11 protein-coding genes (1 of these 11 running past the window's edge) are annotated in these 16,482 nt (G+C 48.6%); 8 read left to right on the top strand and 3 right to left on the bottom strand.

All coding sequences use genetic code 11. The features are described 5' to 3' along the window. Positions 1 to 3: 3 nt before the first annotated feature. From MHB80_RS27040 to MHB80_RS27030, 3 genes are all read right to left on the bottom strand, one after another. Entirely contained in the window at positions 4 to 648 is a 645-nt protein-coding gene (locus MHB80_RS27040) for an ABC-2 transporter permease (RefSeq protein WP_341279820.1), read from the bottom strand. Next, complete coding sequence (locus MHB80_RS27035; RefSeq protein ID WP_341279819.1) at positions 629 to 1,357, bottom strand: ABC transporter ATP-binding protein; 729 nt, start codon at positions 1,355 to 1,357, stop codon at positions 629 to 631. Before MHB80_RS27035 ends, MHB80_RS27040 begins: the two co-directional genes overlap by 20 nt. Positions 1,358 to 1,936: 579 nt before the next feature. Further along, positions 1,937 to 2,905: a sugar phosphate isomerase/epimerase gene (locus MHB80_RS27030; RefSeq protein WP_341279818.1), complete on the bottom strand. Its 969-nt coding sequence runs from the start codon at positions 2,903 to 2,905 to the stop codon at positions 1,937 to 1,939. Positions 2,906 to 3,153: 248 nt separating this feature from the next. On the opposite strand from MHB80_RS27030, the gene MHB80_RS27025 reads away from it, so the two are divergent. The 8 genes from MHB80_RS27025 to ligA all read left to right on the top strand — a co-directional run. Continuing rightward, positions 3,154 to 3,837, top strand: a complete 684-nt coding sequence (locus MHB80_RS27025; protein ID WP_341279817.1) for a response regulator transcription factor — start codon at positions 3,154 to 3,156, stop codon at positions 3,835 to 3,837. Beyond that, entirely contained in the window at positions 3,831 to 5,219 is a 1,389-nt protein-coding gene (locus MHB80_RS27020; protein ID WP_341279816.1) for a HAMP domain-containing sensor histidine kinase, read from the top strand. Before MHB80_RS27025 ends, MHB80_RS27020 begins: the two co-directional genes overlap by 7 nt. Before the next feature lie 144 nt (positions 5,220 to 5,363). Beyond that, positions 5,364 to 8,474, top strand: a complete 3,111-nt coding sequence (locus MHB80_RS27015; protein ID WP_341279815.1) for an efflux RND transporter permease subunit — start codon at positions 5,364 to 5,366, stop codon at positions 8,472 to 8,474. A 157-nt stretch (positions 8,475 to 8,631) separates the two neighbouring features. Continuing rightward, complete coding sequence (locus MHB80_RS27010) at positions 8,632 to 9,843, top strand: efflux RND transporter periplasmic adaptor subunit (RefSeq protein WP_341279814.1); 1,212 nt, start codon at positions 8,632 to 8,634, stop codon at positions 9,841 to 9,843. Positions 9,844 to 10,125: 282 nt separating this feature from the next. Next, positions 10,126 to 12,663, top strand: coding sequence for a DUF3656 domain-containing protein (locus MHB80_RS27005; protein WP_341279813.1), 2,538 nt, complete (start codon positions 10,126 to 10,128; stop codon positions 12,661 to 12,663). Between the two features lie 323 nt (positions 12,664 to 12,986). After that, a complete protein-coding gene (locus MHB80_RS27000; RefSeq protein WP_341279812.1) occupies positions 12,987 to 13,709 on the top strand; it encodes a heptaprenylglyceryl phosphate synthase in 723 nt (240 codons plus the stop codon). 114 nt (positions 13,710 to 13,823) lie between these two features. Continuing rightward, complete coding sequence (pcrA, locus tag MHB80_RS26995; protein ID WP_341279811.1) at positions 13,824 to 16,175, top strand: DNA helicase PcrA; 2,352 nt, start codon at positions 13,824 to 13,826, stop codon at positions 16,173 to 16,175. A gap of 32 nt (positions 16,176 to 16,207) precedes the next feature. Then, a protein-coding gene (gene ligA, locus MHB80_RS26990; protein ID WP_341283090.1) for an NAD-dependent DNA ligase LigA crosses the window boundary here: on the top strand, positions 16,208 to 16,482 show its 5' end (the start). 1,774 nt of this gene lie beyond the right edge of the window; 275 of the gene's 2,049 nt are visible here — the first part of the coding sequence; it begins with the start codon at positions 16,208 to 16,210; the stop codon falls past the right edge of the window.

The following is a 16,482-nucleotide window of genomic DNA, read 5'->3' as shown; positions in this document are numbered from 1 at the left end:
AACTTATATAGATTGGGAGGTTAAGAAAACTTTCATGGAAATAAGTAGAGATATTAGGATTGTAATTAGCGCTAAAAGCAGTAAACTGCCTGCTAAAAATAATGGATGGATAGAGACCAATGTATCAACCGTTAGCATTCCAGAGTTAATAAGAAAAGCACCAGCAGAGAATAACAATATAAAAATCAACATCACAATAGAACTGCCATTTGTTCCACTATAGTATATAGAGGGAATGAGCAATGATAAGTAAATAAAAGCCAGGCACAATGCCGCGAATAAGGTAAGGATATGAACTGAAAATGAAAGGTCGCTAAATAAGTAATAATAAAAAATATTCAACAATAATAAGCTTATTAATGAAAATGTAATAATAGAAAAACTCACAATATATCGACTAATCACAATTTGCTTCTTCGATAGCGGTGAAGCTAAAACATAATTATGCCAGCCTGCTTTTTCATCTTCCTGAAATACAGGTATTGTAAGGGCGCAGAAATAGACTGGGAAAAACACATTCAAAGCTAATACACCAGTGGAACCTAGATAATAAATAGCCAAAATAGCTAAAATGAATAAAAGGATAAAAGGAATGATCTTCATCTTGCTTTTTAACACTAATAAATCTTTAATAATTAGACCTTGCATCAGATGACTCCCCTTTAATATATGATCTCATGATGTTTTCAAGGTTCCCATGCTGAGTTATATTTGAAACATTTTCTGTAAATACTATTTTTCCTTTGTGCATGAAGGTAATTTTATTAGCTATACGTTCAACATCTGATAATATATGAGATGATATGAGAACGCAGCTGTTATTTTCCGTAACATATTCTTTCAGGACATCTAAAATTTCAATTCTCATAACAGGGTCTAGCCCGCTGGTAGCTTCGTCTAATAGTAATAGTTCAGGTTTATGCGACAATGCAACAGAAAAATTTAATTTTACTTTCATGCCCTTCGATAATTCATTTATTTTTTTGTTTAAGGGTAAATTGAAATTATCTAAATAATAATAGTACGTCTTTTGATTCCATCGTTCATAGATACTAGACATTATCAAATTTATTTGTTTAGGAGTCAGAAGTCCGTGCAAGTAATTTTCGTCAAAAACGACCCCTATTCTATTTTTTATGTACGATGAATGATCGGCGTAACTTTTATTGAATACAATAAGTTCTCCTTTTTCGGGGCTTAACAGATTCAGAAGTAATTTCATTAGTATCGTTTTTCCAGCTCCATTTTCTCCGATTAAACCCATGATATCGCCTTGCATCAATTCTAAATTTATATTATTTAATGAGAAATCAGAATAACTCTTGTAGAGCTTGTTCATAGTTAGTACTTTTTCCAAGTCTAGCCCTCCTCATTTTGCAGAGTGAATGATTGAATCTACAATTTGTTTGCAAAGTCTCAGCTAAATAATATGAATGTAGAATTGTAGTTAAAAAACCGGTGAATTTAATTTCTTCTTTCGAAACAAATGCTGCATATTATTGGTGCATTATCTAATTCGAAGCTTTTTGTTGGTACAATTTAGCTTAAATGTACCTTATAAGAACTTTAATATTATTAATGAAAAAATGGAATCATATTACAAATTAGTTTTTGTCTATTTTGTGAAAGTGTTGATTAATTGTAGAATGAGAATTTTGTTTGAAATATAGAGTGATATTTTCCGTGGTGTTTTGAGTTTAATGGATCAAATTTACTGTTATAGTATAAATTTTGATCTGTATGAATGACAGGGTCATTTTAAATGAGGTAACTAGGGAGTTTCTAAAGTGAGATTAGATTAGAGAAAAAAGCAAAATTATGGGGAGGGGTCTTTCATTTAGTCGATTTTAATGAAGGAATCTAAATGGAATGCACTATCCTAAGAGCAAAAAAAGAACGGCTGCATCCTCGCCGGATGCAGCCGCCCTCCTTTAACCTATACCCACCACATTTCGCCTAGTGGTTCTTTAATCAGCACTTGCTGCAGGTTTTGCACCGCTTTGGTGAAGCCTTCATCAACGGACATCAGGCCGTCCTCGTGCTCAATGCTCACCACATAGTCGTAGCCGACTAGACGAAGCGCGCTAATAATGTCCGCCCATACCTTCAGGTCATGCCCGAAGCCGACGGTGCGGAATTGCCAAGCGCGATCCAGCATCAGCGAATACGATTGCATATCCGTTACGCCGTGATGGTTGACGTTGATTGGATCAATCGTCGTATCCTTCGCGTGGAAATGGTGAATTGCGCCAGCGCGTCCCAAAATATGAACAGCTTGAACCGGATCAATCCCTTGCCACCACATATGGCTCGGATCCAGGTTGGCGCCGATAACCGGGCCAACCGCTTCACGAAGGCGAAGCAGCGTTGCCGGGCTGTGAACGGAGAAGCCGCCGTGCAGCTCAAGTCCGATTTTCACGCCATGCTCTTCAGCAAGCGCACCGATCTCAGTCCAATAAGGGATAACTTTGTGTTCCCACTGCCAAGCCAAAATTTCTTGGAAATCGTTTGGCCAAGGCGCAACCGGCCAGTTCGGATATTTAGCATCCTCGTGGTCGCCTGGGCAGCCGGAAAATGTATTAACGACAGGAACGCCCAAGCGGCCTGCGAGCTCAATCGTTTTGCGAATCGTAGCGTCATCCGCAGCAGCTAGATGCTTTTGTGGGTGCAGCGGATTAGCGTGGCAGCTCAGGGCGCTGATGATCAGGCCGCGTGATTCTACCGCATGCTTAAACGCTTTCAACTTTTCCTCATCAGCAAGCAGGACATCAGGATCACAGTGGGCTGTGCCAGGGTAACCGCCAGTGCCGATTTCAATAGCATCCAGTCCTTTGGCAGCTATGTAATCGAGCGCTTCTTCAAATGACTTCTGTGCGAAAAGCACGCTGAATACTCCTAATTTCATGTGCAATCATTCCTCCTATTTATAAGAAAAGCTAATTCCCATTATACCATTGCCTAATTGCCGATATCTAATGAAAACTGCAAATTTGACATAATTGCATATAAACTAAACAAAAGGTTACCTAAACCCCGCTCATCCGTACAGTTAAAGATAATACTTGACAGCTTTTTCTATCTTTAGGCTATAATTTTGTATAGAAGCTGCCGAAAACAATGGAGAAGCCACGGGAGAGCGGGAGGAAAAAAGAGATGGCAAGTGTCATGCTGGTAGATGATGATCCAGATATACGCGAGCTCATGCACGCGCAGCTTAGCAGTGAGGGATTTCAGACGATTCAGGCAAGCCACGGCAAAGAGGCCATGCGGCTGCTGCGAAAGCAAAAAGCAGATTTAGTGGTGCTTGATGTGATGATGCCCTTCATGGATGGCTGGGAGCTATGTAAATATGTAAAGGAAGAATACCCAAATATCCCTGTGCTGATGGTAACAGCAAAGCGTGAAATTAATCAGAAAATCAAAGCGTTTGGCCTGGGAACCGATGATTATATGGTGAAGCCTTTCGAGCCCTATGAGCTTGTGCTGCGCGTTCGCGCATTGTTGAAGCGCTACCGGATTGAGGCGTCTATGCGGCTGCAGTTGGGCGATTTTGTGCTGGACCGGCATACGTTTGAGATGATTCAGGGGCAGGCACGGGTGGCGCTGCCGCTGAAGGAATTTGAGCTGCTGTTCAAGCTGGCGGGCAACCCGGGCAAAATTTTCACGCGCAACGAGCTGATCAGCCAAATTTGGGGTCCGCAGTTTTTCGGCGATGAGCGGACAGTGGATGTACATATTAAGCGATTGCGCGAACGTTTTGTAGAAATGGATGCGCCGTTTACGATTGTGACCAAGCGGGGGCTTGGCTACAGGCTCGAAATGGTGGACGCATGCTAAGAACGTTATATGTCAGAGTCATTATTAGTTTTATAACGGCGGTGCTGGTCGGTCTGGTCAGCGCCTTCTTTATTACGATTACGCTGTTTAAGGACCAGGTGATCACCGAGGTGCAGAAGGAGGTTCTGCAATACGGACATTCGATTGCCGCTTTATATGAGCAGTATGGCATTGAGGAAGCGAAGCGAATTGTTACGCTATTAGAGCCTACCCCGACCTATAAATATATGGTTATGGATGACAAGGGCTGGCTCACCGAGGAGGGGAAGCTGTTTGCGGAATTTGGCATTGCTCCCGGAGACAGCATTTCAACATCTGTATTAAACGGCGAGCCGTTTGTAGATTTTGATTTTGGGTTCACGGAAGGCAAAGGCCTCGTGCTCGGGATGCCGTTTACTTCTGATCATAAAACGTACGCGTTGTTCGTGCACCAGCCGACGAGCAAGACTGTTATTTTCAACCAGATGCTCTTCGTTGCTCTTGCTGTTGTGCTCGGGGTAGGCGGTCTGTGCATCTTTGTGGCCGCCATCTATTTGGTGCGTCCGCTTAAAGAAATGAAGCAGGCGGTAGAGCGGATGGCGAGTGGGCGCTTCGACATTCAGCTAAGATCAGGCAAGCGTACAGATGAGCTCGGGCAGCTGGCCCAAAGCTTTAGCGGCATGGCGAAGGAAATTGAACAGATGGATGAACTGCGCGGGCAATTTGTAAGCAGCGTCTCGCATGAGATTCAATCGCCGCTGACGTCGATTGCCGGATTTTCGCGAATGCTTATGCTGGATGCGGTGGAAGATCCCGAGCAGAAGCAGCGGTATCTAAACATTATTTATACAGAAAGCCAGCGTCTGTCGCGCCTTAGCGATAATTTGCTTAAGCTGGCGGAACTGGATTCGGCAGTGCCTGCTTTTGATCCGGTTACCTACGATCTCGATGAGCAACTGCGCCAAGTTATTTTGGTCTGCGAGCCGCAGTGGACCGAAAAATCGATTGAGATGATACTGGAGCTGCCCCATGTGAAAATAAATGCCGATGAGGATGGGCTTAGCCAAGTATGGATAAATGTAATCGGCAATGCGATCAAATTTGCTCCGGAAGGCGGATATATACGCATTGAAATGAGCCTAGATACAGACAGCATTAAAGTATCCGTATCGGACAATGGCAGCGGGTTTCCTGACGAAGACGGCTTTAGGCTGTTTGAACGATTTTATAAGGCGGACAAGTCGCGCAGCAAAAAGCTGGGCGGAAGCGGCCTAGGCCTCTCCATCGCCCAGAAAATCGTCAATTTGCATCAAGGCGTCATACGTATTACAAACCGGGTGGAAGGCGGTGCGCGCGTAGACGTGACGCTGCCGAGCATGGCAACCAAAAAACGCATTTCCTGACGGGCTTAAGCACCATATCACTCCTACAAATGCGAACCACGCAAAAAAAAAGGGCTGCTTGCATCATTTTTTTTGCATGGTTCACGTTATGTTCATACAGAAAGTTTAACGTTGAGGTATACACGCGAGTAGGAGGGGTTCTGGTTGAATGGTTTAATCCGCTTTTCGATGAATAAAGTGGCTGCAATGGTTATATTGATTGCCCTGCTTGTAGGAGGGGGGCTATACGCAACGGCGACTCTGAAAATGGAGACAATCCCCGATATCTCGTTTCCAGTCGCCATGATTCAAACCACATATCCGGCACCGCCAATGGATGTGATGGATGAGGTGACGAAGCCGATTGAGGATAAAATCGCGAACATACAGGGGCTAGATACACTCAGCTCAACATCCAGCGATAATATTTCCAGCGTCGTTGTCCAGTTTAAGCAGGGCTACGATATAAAGGAGAAAAAGACGGAGCTGGAAAGCCTGCTGCAAGAGGTAGCACTTCCGGCTGGCGCGAGTACGCCAAAGGTTTTGACCTTCGGCTTTTCCTCCCAGCCTGCTTATTACTTAACGCTATATGCCGGGGAAGGCATGTCGCAAATGGAGCTCAACAAGCTTTACGAGGATAGCATTAAGCCATCGCTGGAAGGTGTTAATGGTATTGACCATGTTAATTCTATTGGCGTTAGTTCAACCTCGCTCGATATTTTGCTGGACGCAGATGCTTTATCCGTGTTCAACTTGTCGGCGGTAGAGGTAACCAGTGCCATTCAATCCGCTCTGACGGATGGTGCAGTCGGTTCAGTAGAGCTGGACGGCAAATCGCAGATGGCGCGGGTGACGGGTGATTTAAACAGCATTTACGGCCTTCGCAATTTGGAGTTTGCCACGAGGACCGGTCAAACGGTGCTGCTTCAGGATTTGGGAGATGTCCAGGCTGTGAACGAATCGAAGTTTATTGCCCGCTACAACAATCAGCCTGCGCTGGGCATTCGTCTTTATAAGATGAGTGAAGCCAATGCGGTTGATTTCTCCAATGAAGTCAATTCGGTGCTGACCGATTGGGAAACAAAGCAGCCAGCGGTTACATTCCAAAAAATTTACGATGGCGCAGATGAGGTTAGAAAATCGATCAGCGGCATTTTAAAGGAAGGCTTTATCGGGATTGCCCTTGCCTCGCTTATGATTCTGCTATTCCTTCGCAATATTCGTATGACGTTGATCGTTCTCGTCTCGATTCCACTCTCGATTCTGATCACGCTGATTATGATGTCGAGCATGAATATTACGCTGAACATTATGACGCTCGGCGGCATGTTTATCGCCATTGGGCGAATTGTGGACGATAGTATCGTCGTCATTGAGAACATATACAGCAATCTGGAAAAAGCGCAGGAGCGCGGCGAATCCGTCATTATTATGGCTACCCGCCAAGTTTCCATGGCGATTACATCCTCGACGCTCGTTACGGCAGGCGTGTTCCTGCCACTCGCAGTTGTTGGCGGAATCGTTGGACAGATGTTCCGGCCATTCGCGCTGACGGTATCATGTGCTCTGCTTGCTTCACTGGTCGTGGCGCTGACGGTCATTCCTATGATGACAAAGCTGCTCGTACTGCGCAGCCGCAAGCAGATTAAGCAGAACGAGCATGCGCATGACGGCAAAGTAACGCGTCTATATGAGCGTATTCTAGTATGGTGCTTGACTAATCGGATCAAAACCTTGCTGATGTCGCTTGTCATGCTGGTTGTGACCATGGCGATTACGATTCCGAATTTGGCAGTTAACTTCCTGCCTTCGAGCGGCCCAGAGAAGCTCGTGTACTTCCAAGTGAAGTATCCCTATGAAACGTCACTGGAGAGCAATGACATGCAGTCACAGGAAATTGAGAAGATGCTGCTGGATGCCAAAGACAGCCAGGGCGGCGCCTTGTTCACCTTCGTGGAGTCCTTGGTTGGATATGCGGACAGTGACGATACCGTTCCTTATACAACCTTGCTTACCGCTGAGATCAGCGAAGCAGAGGATGCAATGCTGGTCTTGAACAACTATGTGGAGCTGATTAAAAACCAGTTGCCGCAAGGCACGGAAGTAACGGGAGAGACGGCAAGCGGTGGTGGAGGTCTTAACGGAGGAACCTTCTCTTATGTGCTGAAAGGTGACGATCAACAGTTGCTTGAGCAGGGGGCCGCACTCGTCAAGGATAAAATGAAGGAATTCCCTGAGCTTACTAAAATCAAGGATACGCTTAGCGACGCCAAAACGGAAATAAGCATTACCGTTTCGCAGACGAAGGCTAGAGAGCTTGGCATTAATCCTGCTGATGTCAGAGATTCAGTTCGGATGTGGCTTGCAGAGCAGCGCCTTGGAGATATTCGCTTTGATAATGTTTTGTATTCCACAGTGGTCAAGCTTCGCGATGAAGATAAAGGCTCGCTTGAGAAGCTTGGCAAAATGCCGATTTTATCGCAGACGGCAGGCATCGTTTATTTGCAAGAGGTGGCCAAAGTAGAGGAAGTACAGGCCCCTGCTGCATTGAGCCGGGAATCGCGCTCGCAGGTCGTGAAGATGTCGGCTACCATTGATGCAGCAAACCAGACTGATGTCAGCACAAGAGTGGCGGCAGCGCTGGATGCAATTGAGCTTCCAACAGGTGTATCTACCGAGATACAAGGCGTGTCGGAGGAAATCACCGAAAGCTTCACGCAGCTGTTTATGGCTATGGCTGTATCCATCGCTATCGTTTATTTTATACTGGTTCTGTGCTTCGGCAATGCCAGCACGCCGTTCGCGATTCTGTTCTCGCTGCCGCTCGCCATTATTGGCGGTTTGCTAGGCCTGCTGGTTACGAATGAATCCATTAATATTACATCCCTCATTGGATTTATGATGCTGATCGGCATCGTCGTTACCAATGCGATCGTATTGCTCGACCGAGCGCAGCAGCTGCGGCATGAAGGCTTCTCCGTCCGCCATGCGCTGGTCGAAGCAGGCAGAGTCCGTCTGCGTCCGATTATTATGACAGCAGGCGCAACGATAGTAGCGATGATACCTCTGGCAATGGGCACTGGTGAAGGCGTACTTATTTCTAAAGGGCTCGCGGTCGTTGTTATCGGAGGCTTGATCACTTCTACACTGCTTACGCTTGTAGTCGTGCCAGTCGTATATGAGATGCTTGAGGCGATTAGCAACAAGCTGCTCCGCAAAGGGAAAGGCCAAGCAGCGCCAGTAGATTTTAATAAGCCTGCCCATTTGGAAGGCTAAACATTTAAAATATAAGCCTTTATAAGTTTTTCCCTTATAAACAGGCTTATATTTCTCCGACAAAGCTTTTCGCACGTCCTAGAAGTACGACGAAGTCGTTTTTGCTTGGCACATAAATGGTTAAGAGGGTTAACAATATAGAGGGGAGCTGGAATATATGTTTTTTCGTTTGATCAAGCAGGAGCGGCGAAGCAAAGCAGCTCTCGCAGCCGTGTTTGCAATGGCTTTAATGGCTGCGGGATGCTCGAGCGCGGCACCTGCTGCAGAAGAGACAGCAGTAGAGCAGCAAGTGGCAGTCATTAAAACAGAGGCGGTAGCCAAGCACAGCATGGGAGCTCCGCGCGAGCAGGTCGCTGAGGTAAGCGCCTCGGTTCATCTGGACATTCCGACAATGGCTTCTGGCAAAATCGCTCGCGTGCTTAAGAGCAATGGCGACACGGTTAAAAAAGGAGAAGCCATCATTCAATTGGAGTCGAATCTCGCAGTGCTGGACCGTAAACGTGCGGAAACCAGCCTGTCAGCTGCAGAGCAATCTCTAGTAAAGGCTAAGCAGGAAATTGCTTCAGGTCGCTCTACCTTGCTTAATAATATTGCTAGTCTGGAGACGCAGTACATTCAGGCTAGTGCCGGTGATGATCAAAATTTGATTGATGCCGCACGTCGTAATCTGGAGTCGGCCAAGCAGCAGCTTGCGGATTTGGATAATGGCAGCTCGCTTTCCGGGTTGCAGTCCCAAATCGATGCGGCTAGATTAGCCGTCGAGCAGGCAGATCTTCAGCTGGACAGCTATCAAATTACCGCTCCAGCGAGCGGTACGATTACTGATTTTGCCGTGAGCGAGGGCATGACGATAAACGCAGGTACAGTAGTAGCTGTCGTGCAGAATGTGAAGCAAATTTCGATTAAAACCGAGCTTAGCGAACCAGCAGCCGAGCTGGCCCGCGGCAAGTCAGATCTTGTCTACTACAATTCGGAGAATCCATCTGTGAAGAAAAAAGCGAAAGTGGTCTATCTCGCCTCGGTGCCTAATGCAAAAACGAGAATGTACGCGCTTGAGCTCACAACGGACAATGCGGATGGCTCGCTCAAGCCAGGCAGTCGCGTTCAAGTGGAGCTGACGACCGTTGCAGAGGAGAATGTAATTGCTGTTCCATCGCTGAGTATTGTACGTGAAGGCAGCGAAACCTTCGTTATGCTGTCCAATGCAGGTACAGCTGAGAAGCGCGCAGTTAAATTGGGCCGCATCAATGGCGTCTATCAGGAAGTGCAAGAAGGCTTGAAAGAAGGCGAGACTGTTGTCGTCTCTGGCCAGCATACGCTGAGCGACGGGCAGAAGATCGAGAATGAAGAGGCTGCGAAGCAGTCATAAGGCAGGCGAAAGAGAAGGAGGGAGCGGCAATTATGCTCTCTCCTTTTTTAAATTTAGGAAAGGATATGATTTTTTCCATCCTTTCTCTATATTTCTCGGACTGAAACGCGCTGCGCCGCCAAAGGACGGCGAAAGCCGATTCACCTTGATTTTTACAAGACTGCTTGATAGCATGTCTGGACTTTCTATAATTTTGTCAACAATGTATGGTGGAATAGCTGGCGGCGGTTTGTTACACTAGTAGCAACAGATTGCTAACTATTGAGGAGAATGTGCGGTACTATGAAAGCAAATATAATGCGTCAAGATGTAGAGTTGCTTGCTCCAGCAGGCGACTGGGAATGTATGCGGGCGGCGGTTGCGAACGGTGCGGATGCTGTCTTTTTTGGTGTGGAAAAATTCAATGCGCGTGCGAGAGCGAATAATTTCCGCAGTGAGGAGCTGCCAGAGATTATGGCCTTTTTGCACAGCTACGGCGTGCAGGGCTTTTTGACTTTCAACATTCTAGTATTTGAGGACGAGCTGCGCGATGCGCAAGCGCTCATTGAAAGGTGTATAGATGCAGGTGTAGATGCGGTTATCGTGCAGGATTTGGGACTCGTGAAGCTCATTCGCGAGCTTTCCCCGGATTTCCCGATTCATGGCTCGACGCAAATGACGATTACTTCTCCAGAAGCGGTGGAATTTACGAAGCCGTTTAATATGGAGCGTGTCGTCCTCGGCCGTGAAAATAACCTAAAGCAAATCAAAACAATCGGCGAGCAGGCGAAGCTTCCTATGGAGGTTTTTGTGCATGGCGCGCTATGCGTATCATATTCTGGCCAGTGTCTGACTTCGGAAATGTGGGGCGGCCGCTCGGCGAACCGCGGCGAATGCGCGCAGGCCTGCCGTCTGCCTTATGACCTGATGGTCGATGGCAAGCATCAGCCGATGGGCGATATTTCGTATTTGCTGTCGCCGAAGGATTTGGCGGCGATCGATCTCGTGCCTGAGCTGATTGAAGCAGGCGTCGTTTCCTTCAAAATCGAAGGACGTCTTAAAAGCCCGGAATACGTTGCCAATGTGGTCAGCAAATACCGTAAGGCAATTGATAAATATTTTGACGGCGACCTGTCCAAGCCATCGGTAGAGGAAGTTCGCGAATTGCAGCAAAGCTTCTCGCGCGGCTTCACACATGGCTTCCTGTCTGGCACGAACAATAAAATGCTAGTAGAAGGCACGTTTCCCAAAAGCCGCGGCGTCTTCATTGGCCGTGTCGAGCGTATTCTTCGCGATGCTGTAACCGTCCGTCTGGAAGCTCCGCTTAAGCGTGGCGATGGCGTCGTTTTCGATGCTGGCGATCCAACGAAGAAGGAAGAGGGCGGCCGCGTCTACGACATTCGCCGCCAAGGCGTGAAGATTGAAGGGGAAGCGCAGGAAGGCACGCTGCTGGAACTTGTTCCAGGACGCAGCGACGTAGATTTGCGTAAGGTGCATGTGGGCGACCGCGTATGGAAGACGAATGACCCGGCGCTGGATAAGCGCCTGCGTGCGACCTATGAGACGGAGAAGCCATACCGCGTTTTCCCGCTTCATGTATCGGTAACAGGCAAGCTCGGCGAGCCGCTGCGGACGATATGGACGGATATGCAGAAGGGGACGACGGTAGAGGTGGTCTCTGAGCTGCTGCTGGAGCAGGCGCAGAAGCGTCCGATGGATGCTGAGCTGCTTGCCGATCAACTGGGCCGTCTAGGCGGAACGGTTTATCAGCTTGACCATTTGGAAGTGCTGCTTGAGGGCGAACTGATTGTGCCCGTGCGTGAGCTCAACCGGATGCGCCGCGAAGCGGTAGAGCATTTAGCTGGAGAACGCCCAAAGCCGCCCGTTTATGTGAAAAATAACATCGACCCGCTGGCAGACAACGCGGATCAAGAGGCTGTTCCAGCCGCTGCCTCCGGCTATTCGCACGAAGGCGATCTTGCGCCGCGCCTTACGGCTCTATGCCGCGGCTTGCCGCAAGTCGAAGCGGCGATTGCCGCCGATGTCGATATGATTTATGCTGATTTTGAATTTATTAAGCAATTTCCAGCGGCTGTAGAGCTGGCGCGAGCGGCAGGCAAGCCTATCGCTCTGGCAACTCCGCGCATTCATATGCCGGGTGAGAACGGCTACCATGCCAACATTTTGAAGCTTAAGCCAGACGCTGTGCTTGTCCGCAATACGGGTGCGCTTTATTATTATTTGCGCGCCAAGGCCGAAAACCCCGATCAGCCATTTCCTAAGCTGATTGGCGATTTCTCGCTGAATGTGGCTAATCACAAGACGGTTAAGCTTTTTGAAGAAGTTGGCCTCGATATGATTACACCGTCCTATGACCTGAATATTCAGCAAATGATGGATATGCTGGATAAGGCCAATACGGCAAAGCTGGAAGTCGTAATCCAGCAGCATATGCCAATGTTCCATACGGAGCACTGCGTCTACTGCACCTTCATGAGTGAAGGCACCAACTTCACGAACTGTGGACGTCCATGTGAAGATTCGCGCGCTTCCTTGCAGGACCGTATTGGCATGTCCCATCCGGTTCGCGTAGACGAAGGCTGCCGCAATACAGTGTACAACGCGATTGAGCAATCGGGCGCTGAATATATTAAGCAATTTTTGGAGCTGGGCATTCCATCATTCCGCGTCGAATTTTTGGAAGAAACGCCGGAGCGGGTAACGGAAGTATTGTCCCTTTACCGCGATGCGCTTGATGGCCGGATTACGGGAACGAAAGTATGGCGTACGCTGAAAGCAACAAACCAAATCGGCGTAACGCGCGGACAATTGGTGAAGTAAGAAAGCGGCAAGAGGAGAGCCGGCATTGCGGGAAACGCAGTGTCGGCTTTTTTTGAAAATATAAGCTGATTATAAGTTTCATCCGTATAATCAGCTTATATTTCACCGCGAAACGGAAGCATTGCTGCCAGAGGACGGCTTCAGCCGTTTACGCTTGAGGATACCTGATCTTCGGGTCACTCTAGCTGTTTGACACCGCCATGCGGCTCGCTTAGCATAGGAAGAAGCAGGCTGCAATTTAGAGCCATAGTTACTGAAATAACTGAAGCGCTCATAACGACAAGAGAGCATAACAGATAGGGATAAGCGGGGTAATGGTGAGGATGGACGGACAATGGTATGCAGGTTGGAGACATGTATTTAAGCTGGACCCGGAGCGCAGCATCTCCGATGAGGAGCTTGATGCGATTTGCATGTCGGGTACAGATGCCGTGTTAGTAGGAGGCTCTAGCGGCGTGACGTTTGAGAATACTGTAGATTTAATGTCGCGCATTCGCCGTTATGCGGTAGATTGCGCGCTGGAGGTCTCGTCGATGGATGCGGCGGTTCCTGGCTTTGACGGCTATTTCGTGCCGCTTGTATTGAACACGAGCCAGGCCGAGTGGATTAATGGCCGCCAGACAGAAGGGCTGCAAGCATTCGGCTCCTTCATTCCTTGGGAGGAAACGGCGGCGCAAGGTTATATTATATTGAATGGGGAAGCGACCGCCGCCAAGCTGACAGGAGCGAATGCCGAGCTGAACGAGGAACAGGTGCTTGCTCATGTGCAAATGGCGGACCGCCTCATGCGCCTTCCTGTCATTTATATGGAATACAGCGGTCAGTACGGCGACATGGCACTTGTTCAAAAAGCTTATGATACGATCGCGCAGGCCCAGCTATTTTATGGCGGCGGCATCGATGGTGCAGAGAAGGCGAGCGAGGCGGCTGCGGCTTGCGACACTGTCGTTGTCGGCAATATTATTTACGCGGATTTGCAGGCAGCACTGGCTACTGTGCCTGCCGTTCACAACACGATTCGCAAGCATACAAGAAACGAAGCCTAGCTTTTATAAAAATAACAGAAATTTAGGATTTTATTTGCGTCTGCAAATTGACACTTCACGGCCCGTTGTCTACACTATGGATAGGCGAACAAATGCGAACAAAGGAGTACGACCATGTTTAATTTTATAAGCATCGACGAGGCGGTACAGAAGCTTAACCCACCGCAGCGCGAAGCGGTAAAAGCAACCGATGGGCCGCTGTTGATTATGGCTGGAGCGGGCAGCGGCAAAACCCGCGTATTAACCCATCGGATCGCTTATTTAATTGAGAAGAAGCGCGTAGCGCCTTGGAGCATTTTGGCGATTACCTTTACGAATAAGGCATCGCGTGAAATGCGCGACAGAGTTAGCGCACTGATTGGCCCGTCGGGCAATGATATTTGGGTATCTACCTTTCACTCGATGTGCGTACGGATTTTGCGCAGGGACATTGACCGGATTGGCTTTACTTCCAATTTTACGATTTTGGATTCTGGCGACCAGCTGTCGGTTATTCGCAATTGCATGAAGGATCTGAATATCGATACGAAGAAATTCGAGCCGAAGGCTGTTCAAGCGTCCATCAGCGCCGCGAAGAATGAGCTGCTTACGCCGGAGCGGTATGAGCAGAAGGCAGGGGACTATTTTCAGGATATCGTCATTAAGGTATACAAGTCCTACCAGAAGCGGCTCAAAAGCAATAACTCGCTCGATTTCGACGATTTGATTATGAAGACGATTCAGTTGTTCCAGGAAGTGCCGGAGGTGCTGGATTTTTACCAGAACAAATTCCGTTACCTCCATGTCGATGAGTATCAGGATACGAACCGTGCGCAATACATGCTGTGCCGCATGCTCGCTGACAAGCATCACAATATTTGCGTCGTCGGGGACAGCGACCAGTCGATTTATCGTTGGCGCGGTGCGGATATTACGAATATTTTGAATTTCGAGGGCGATTATCCCGAAGCGCAGACGATTATGCTGGAGCAGAACTATCGTTCTACGGCTAATATTTTGAATGCGGCGAATGCGGTCATCAGCCTGAATACCGGACGCAAGCCGAAGAACCTCTGGACCGATCAAGGTGCCGGAGATGAGATTACGGTGTATCAGGCGGATTCCGAGCATGACGAGGGTTATTTTGTAACAGGCGAAATTCGCAAAAATAAAAACAGCGGACGCAAATTTGCCGACCATGCTATTTTGTATCGGACGAATGCGCAGTCGCGGGTTATAGAGGAAATTTTGATCAAATCGGATATCCCTTATCAAATCGTAGGCGGCATCAAGTTCTACGATCGTAAAGAGATCAAAGATTTGCTCGCTTATTTGCGGCTGATTTCCAATCCAGATGACGATATTAGTCTTGCACGCGTCATTAATGTGCCGAAACGCGGCATTGGTGACACGACGGTTGGCAAGCTGGCCGAGGAGGCTGCGCGGAGCGGCACTTCGATTTTCAACGTTTTGGGCAACCTGCAGGGGTTGGATATCAATGCCCGTACGCAAGCGCTGCTTGGAGAGTTCTATATAATGATCAGCAACCTTGCCGGCATGGTTGAATATTTGTCGGTGACGGAGCTAACGGAGAAGGTGCTGGAGATGACCCAGTACAAGCTGGAGCTTCAGCGCGAGAAAACATTGGAATCGACGGCACGGGTCGAAAATATTGACGAGTTCCTGTCCGTTACAATGGACTTTGAGAAGCGCAACGAAGACAAGACGCTCGTATCCTTTCTAACTGATCTCGCTCTCATCGCGGACATTGATTCCATGGATAAGCAGGATGAGCAAGGCAATGCCGCCCCAAGCGACGCTGTTGTGCTCATGACGATGCATAGCGCCAAAGGCTTGGAGTTCCCAGTTGTCTTTATTATTGGCATGGAGGAGAGCATCTTTCCGCACAGCCGCGCCTTGAACGACAATGATGAGCTGGAGGAAGAACGCCGCCTTGCCTATGTAGGCATTACCCGGGCAGAGAAGCAGCTGTTTATGACTTCGGCTCGGATGCGCACCTTGTTCGGGCGGACCGCCTCGAATATGCCTTCACGCTTCTTGGATGAAGTGCCTAGTGAGCTCAAAAAGGATGCTTCCGCTTCGGGCGGTTTTGGCCGTAGCGGGGGAGGAAGCAGATACGGCGCTGGAAGCTCGACTGGCTTCGGCTCGGGCGGACGGACAGCACCTTCGCGTCCTGCGGCAAATGGCGGGCTTGGCTCTGGAGGCCGATCGCTCGGCACGAGCACAAGCAGCGGCGTTCGAGTAAGCACGCCGCAAGCAGCCGGTGCAGGTGCAGCGGGGGCGGCTGGAGATGCAGGCGCGAAGCAGTTCGCTGCCGGCGACCGGGTAGCCCACGGCAAATGGGGCGAAGGCGTCATCGTTTCCGTGAAAGGAACAGGCAATGACATGGAGCTTCAGATTGCTTTTCCCGCTCCGACAGGGGTGAAACGCCTGCTTGCAGGCTTTGCGCCAATAACGAAAGTTTAGCTCATTATTGAAAGGGGACATTTGCTGTGGAAATGAACCAAGCGGAAACAGCTGCAGCTTCACCTGCCCAAACCGAACGTATGATTACGTTAATTGATGAAATTACGGCTCATAACTACCAGTATTACACGCTGGATCAGCCGTCCATTGACGATGCTGACTATGACAAGCTTTATGATGAGCTGGTCGCATTGGAGAAGGAGACGGGGACCGTGCTGCCGGATTCGCCAACACAGCGTGTTGGGGGAGAGCTGCTTAAGGGCTTTGACCCTCATCGTCACCGTGCCAAGCTATGGAGCTTGGACAA

Origin of the sequence: Paenibacillus sp. FSL H8-0537 (assembly GCF_038051995.1) — a bacterium.
Taxonomy (GTDB): domain Bacteria; phylum Bacillota; class Bacilli; order Paenibacillales; family Paenibacillaceae; genus Pristimantibacillus.
The sequence above is the reverse complement of the archived record's forward strand: the minus strand, read 5'-3'. Positions and strand labels throughout refer to the sequence as shown.

Coding starts and splice junctions, on each gene's coding strand:
- MHB80_RS27040 (WP_341279820.1), bottom strand. CDS start 648: ATGCAAGGTCTAATTATTAAAGATTTATTAGTGTTAAAAAGCAAGATG.
- MHB80_RS27030 (WP_341279818.1), bottom strand. CDS start 2,905: ATGAAATTAGGAGTATTCAGCGTGCTTTTCGCACAGAAGTCATTTGAA.
- MHB80_RS27025 (WP_341279817.1), top strand. CDS start 3,154: ATGGCAAGTGTCATGCTGGTAGATGATGATCCAGATATACGCGAGCTC.
- MHB80_RS27020 (WP_341279816.1), top strand. CDS start 3,831: ATGCTAAGAACGTTATATGTCAGAGTCATTATTAGTTTTATAACGGCG.
- MHB80_RS27010 (WP_341279814.1), top strand. CDS start 8,632: ATGTTTTTTCGTTTGATCAAGCAGGAGCGGCGAAGCAAAGCAGCTCTC.
- MHB80_RS27005 (WP_341279813.1), top strand. CDS start 10,126: ATGAAAGCAAATATAATGCGTCAAGATGTAGAGTTGCTTGCTCCAGCA.
- MHB80_RS27000 (WP_341279812.1), top strand. CDS start 12,987: ATGGACGGACAATGGTATGCAGGTTGGAGACATGTATTTAAGCTGGAC.
- pcrA (WP_341279811.1), top strand. CDS start 13,824: ATGTTTAATTTTATAAGCATCGACGAGGCGGTACAGAAGCTTAACCCA.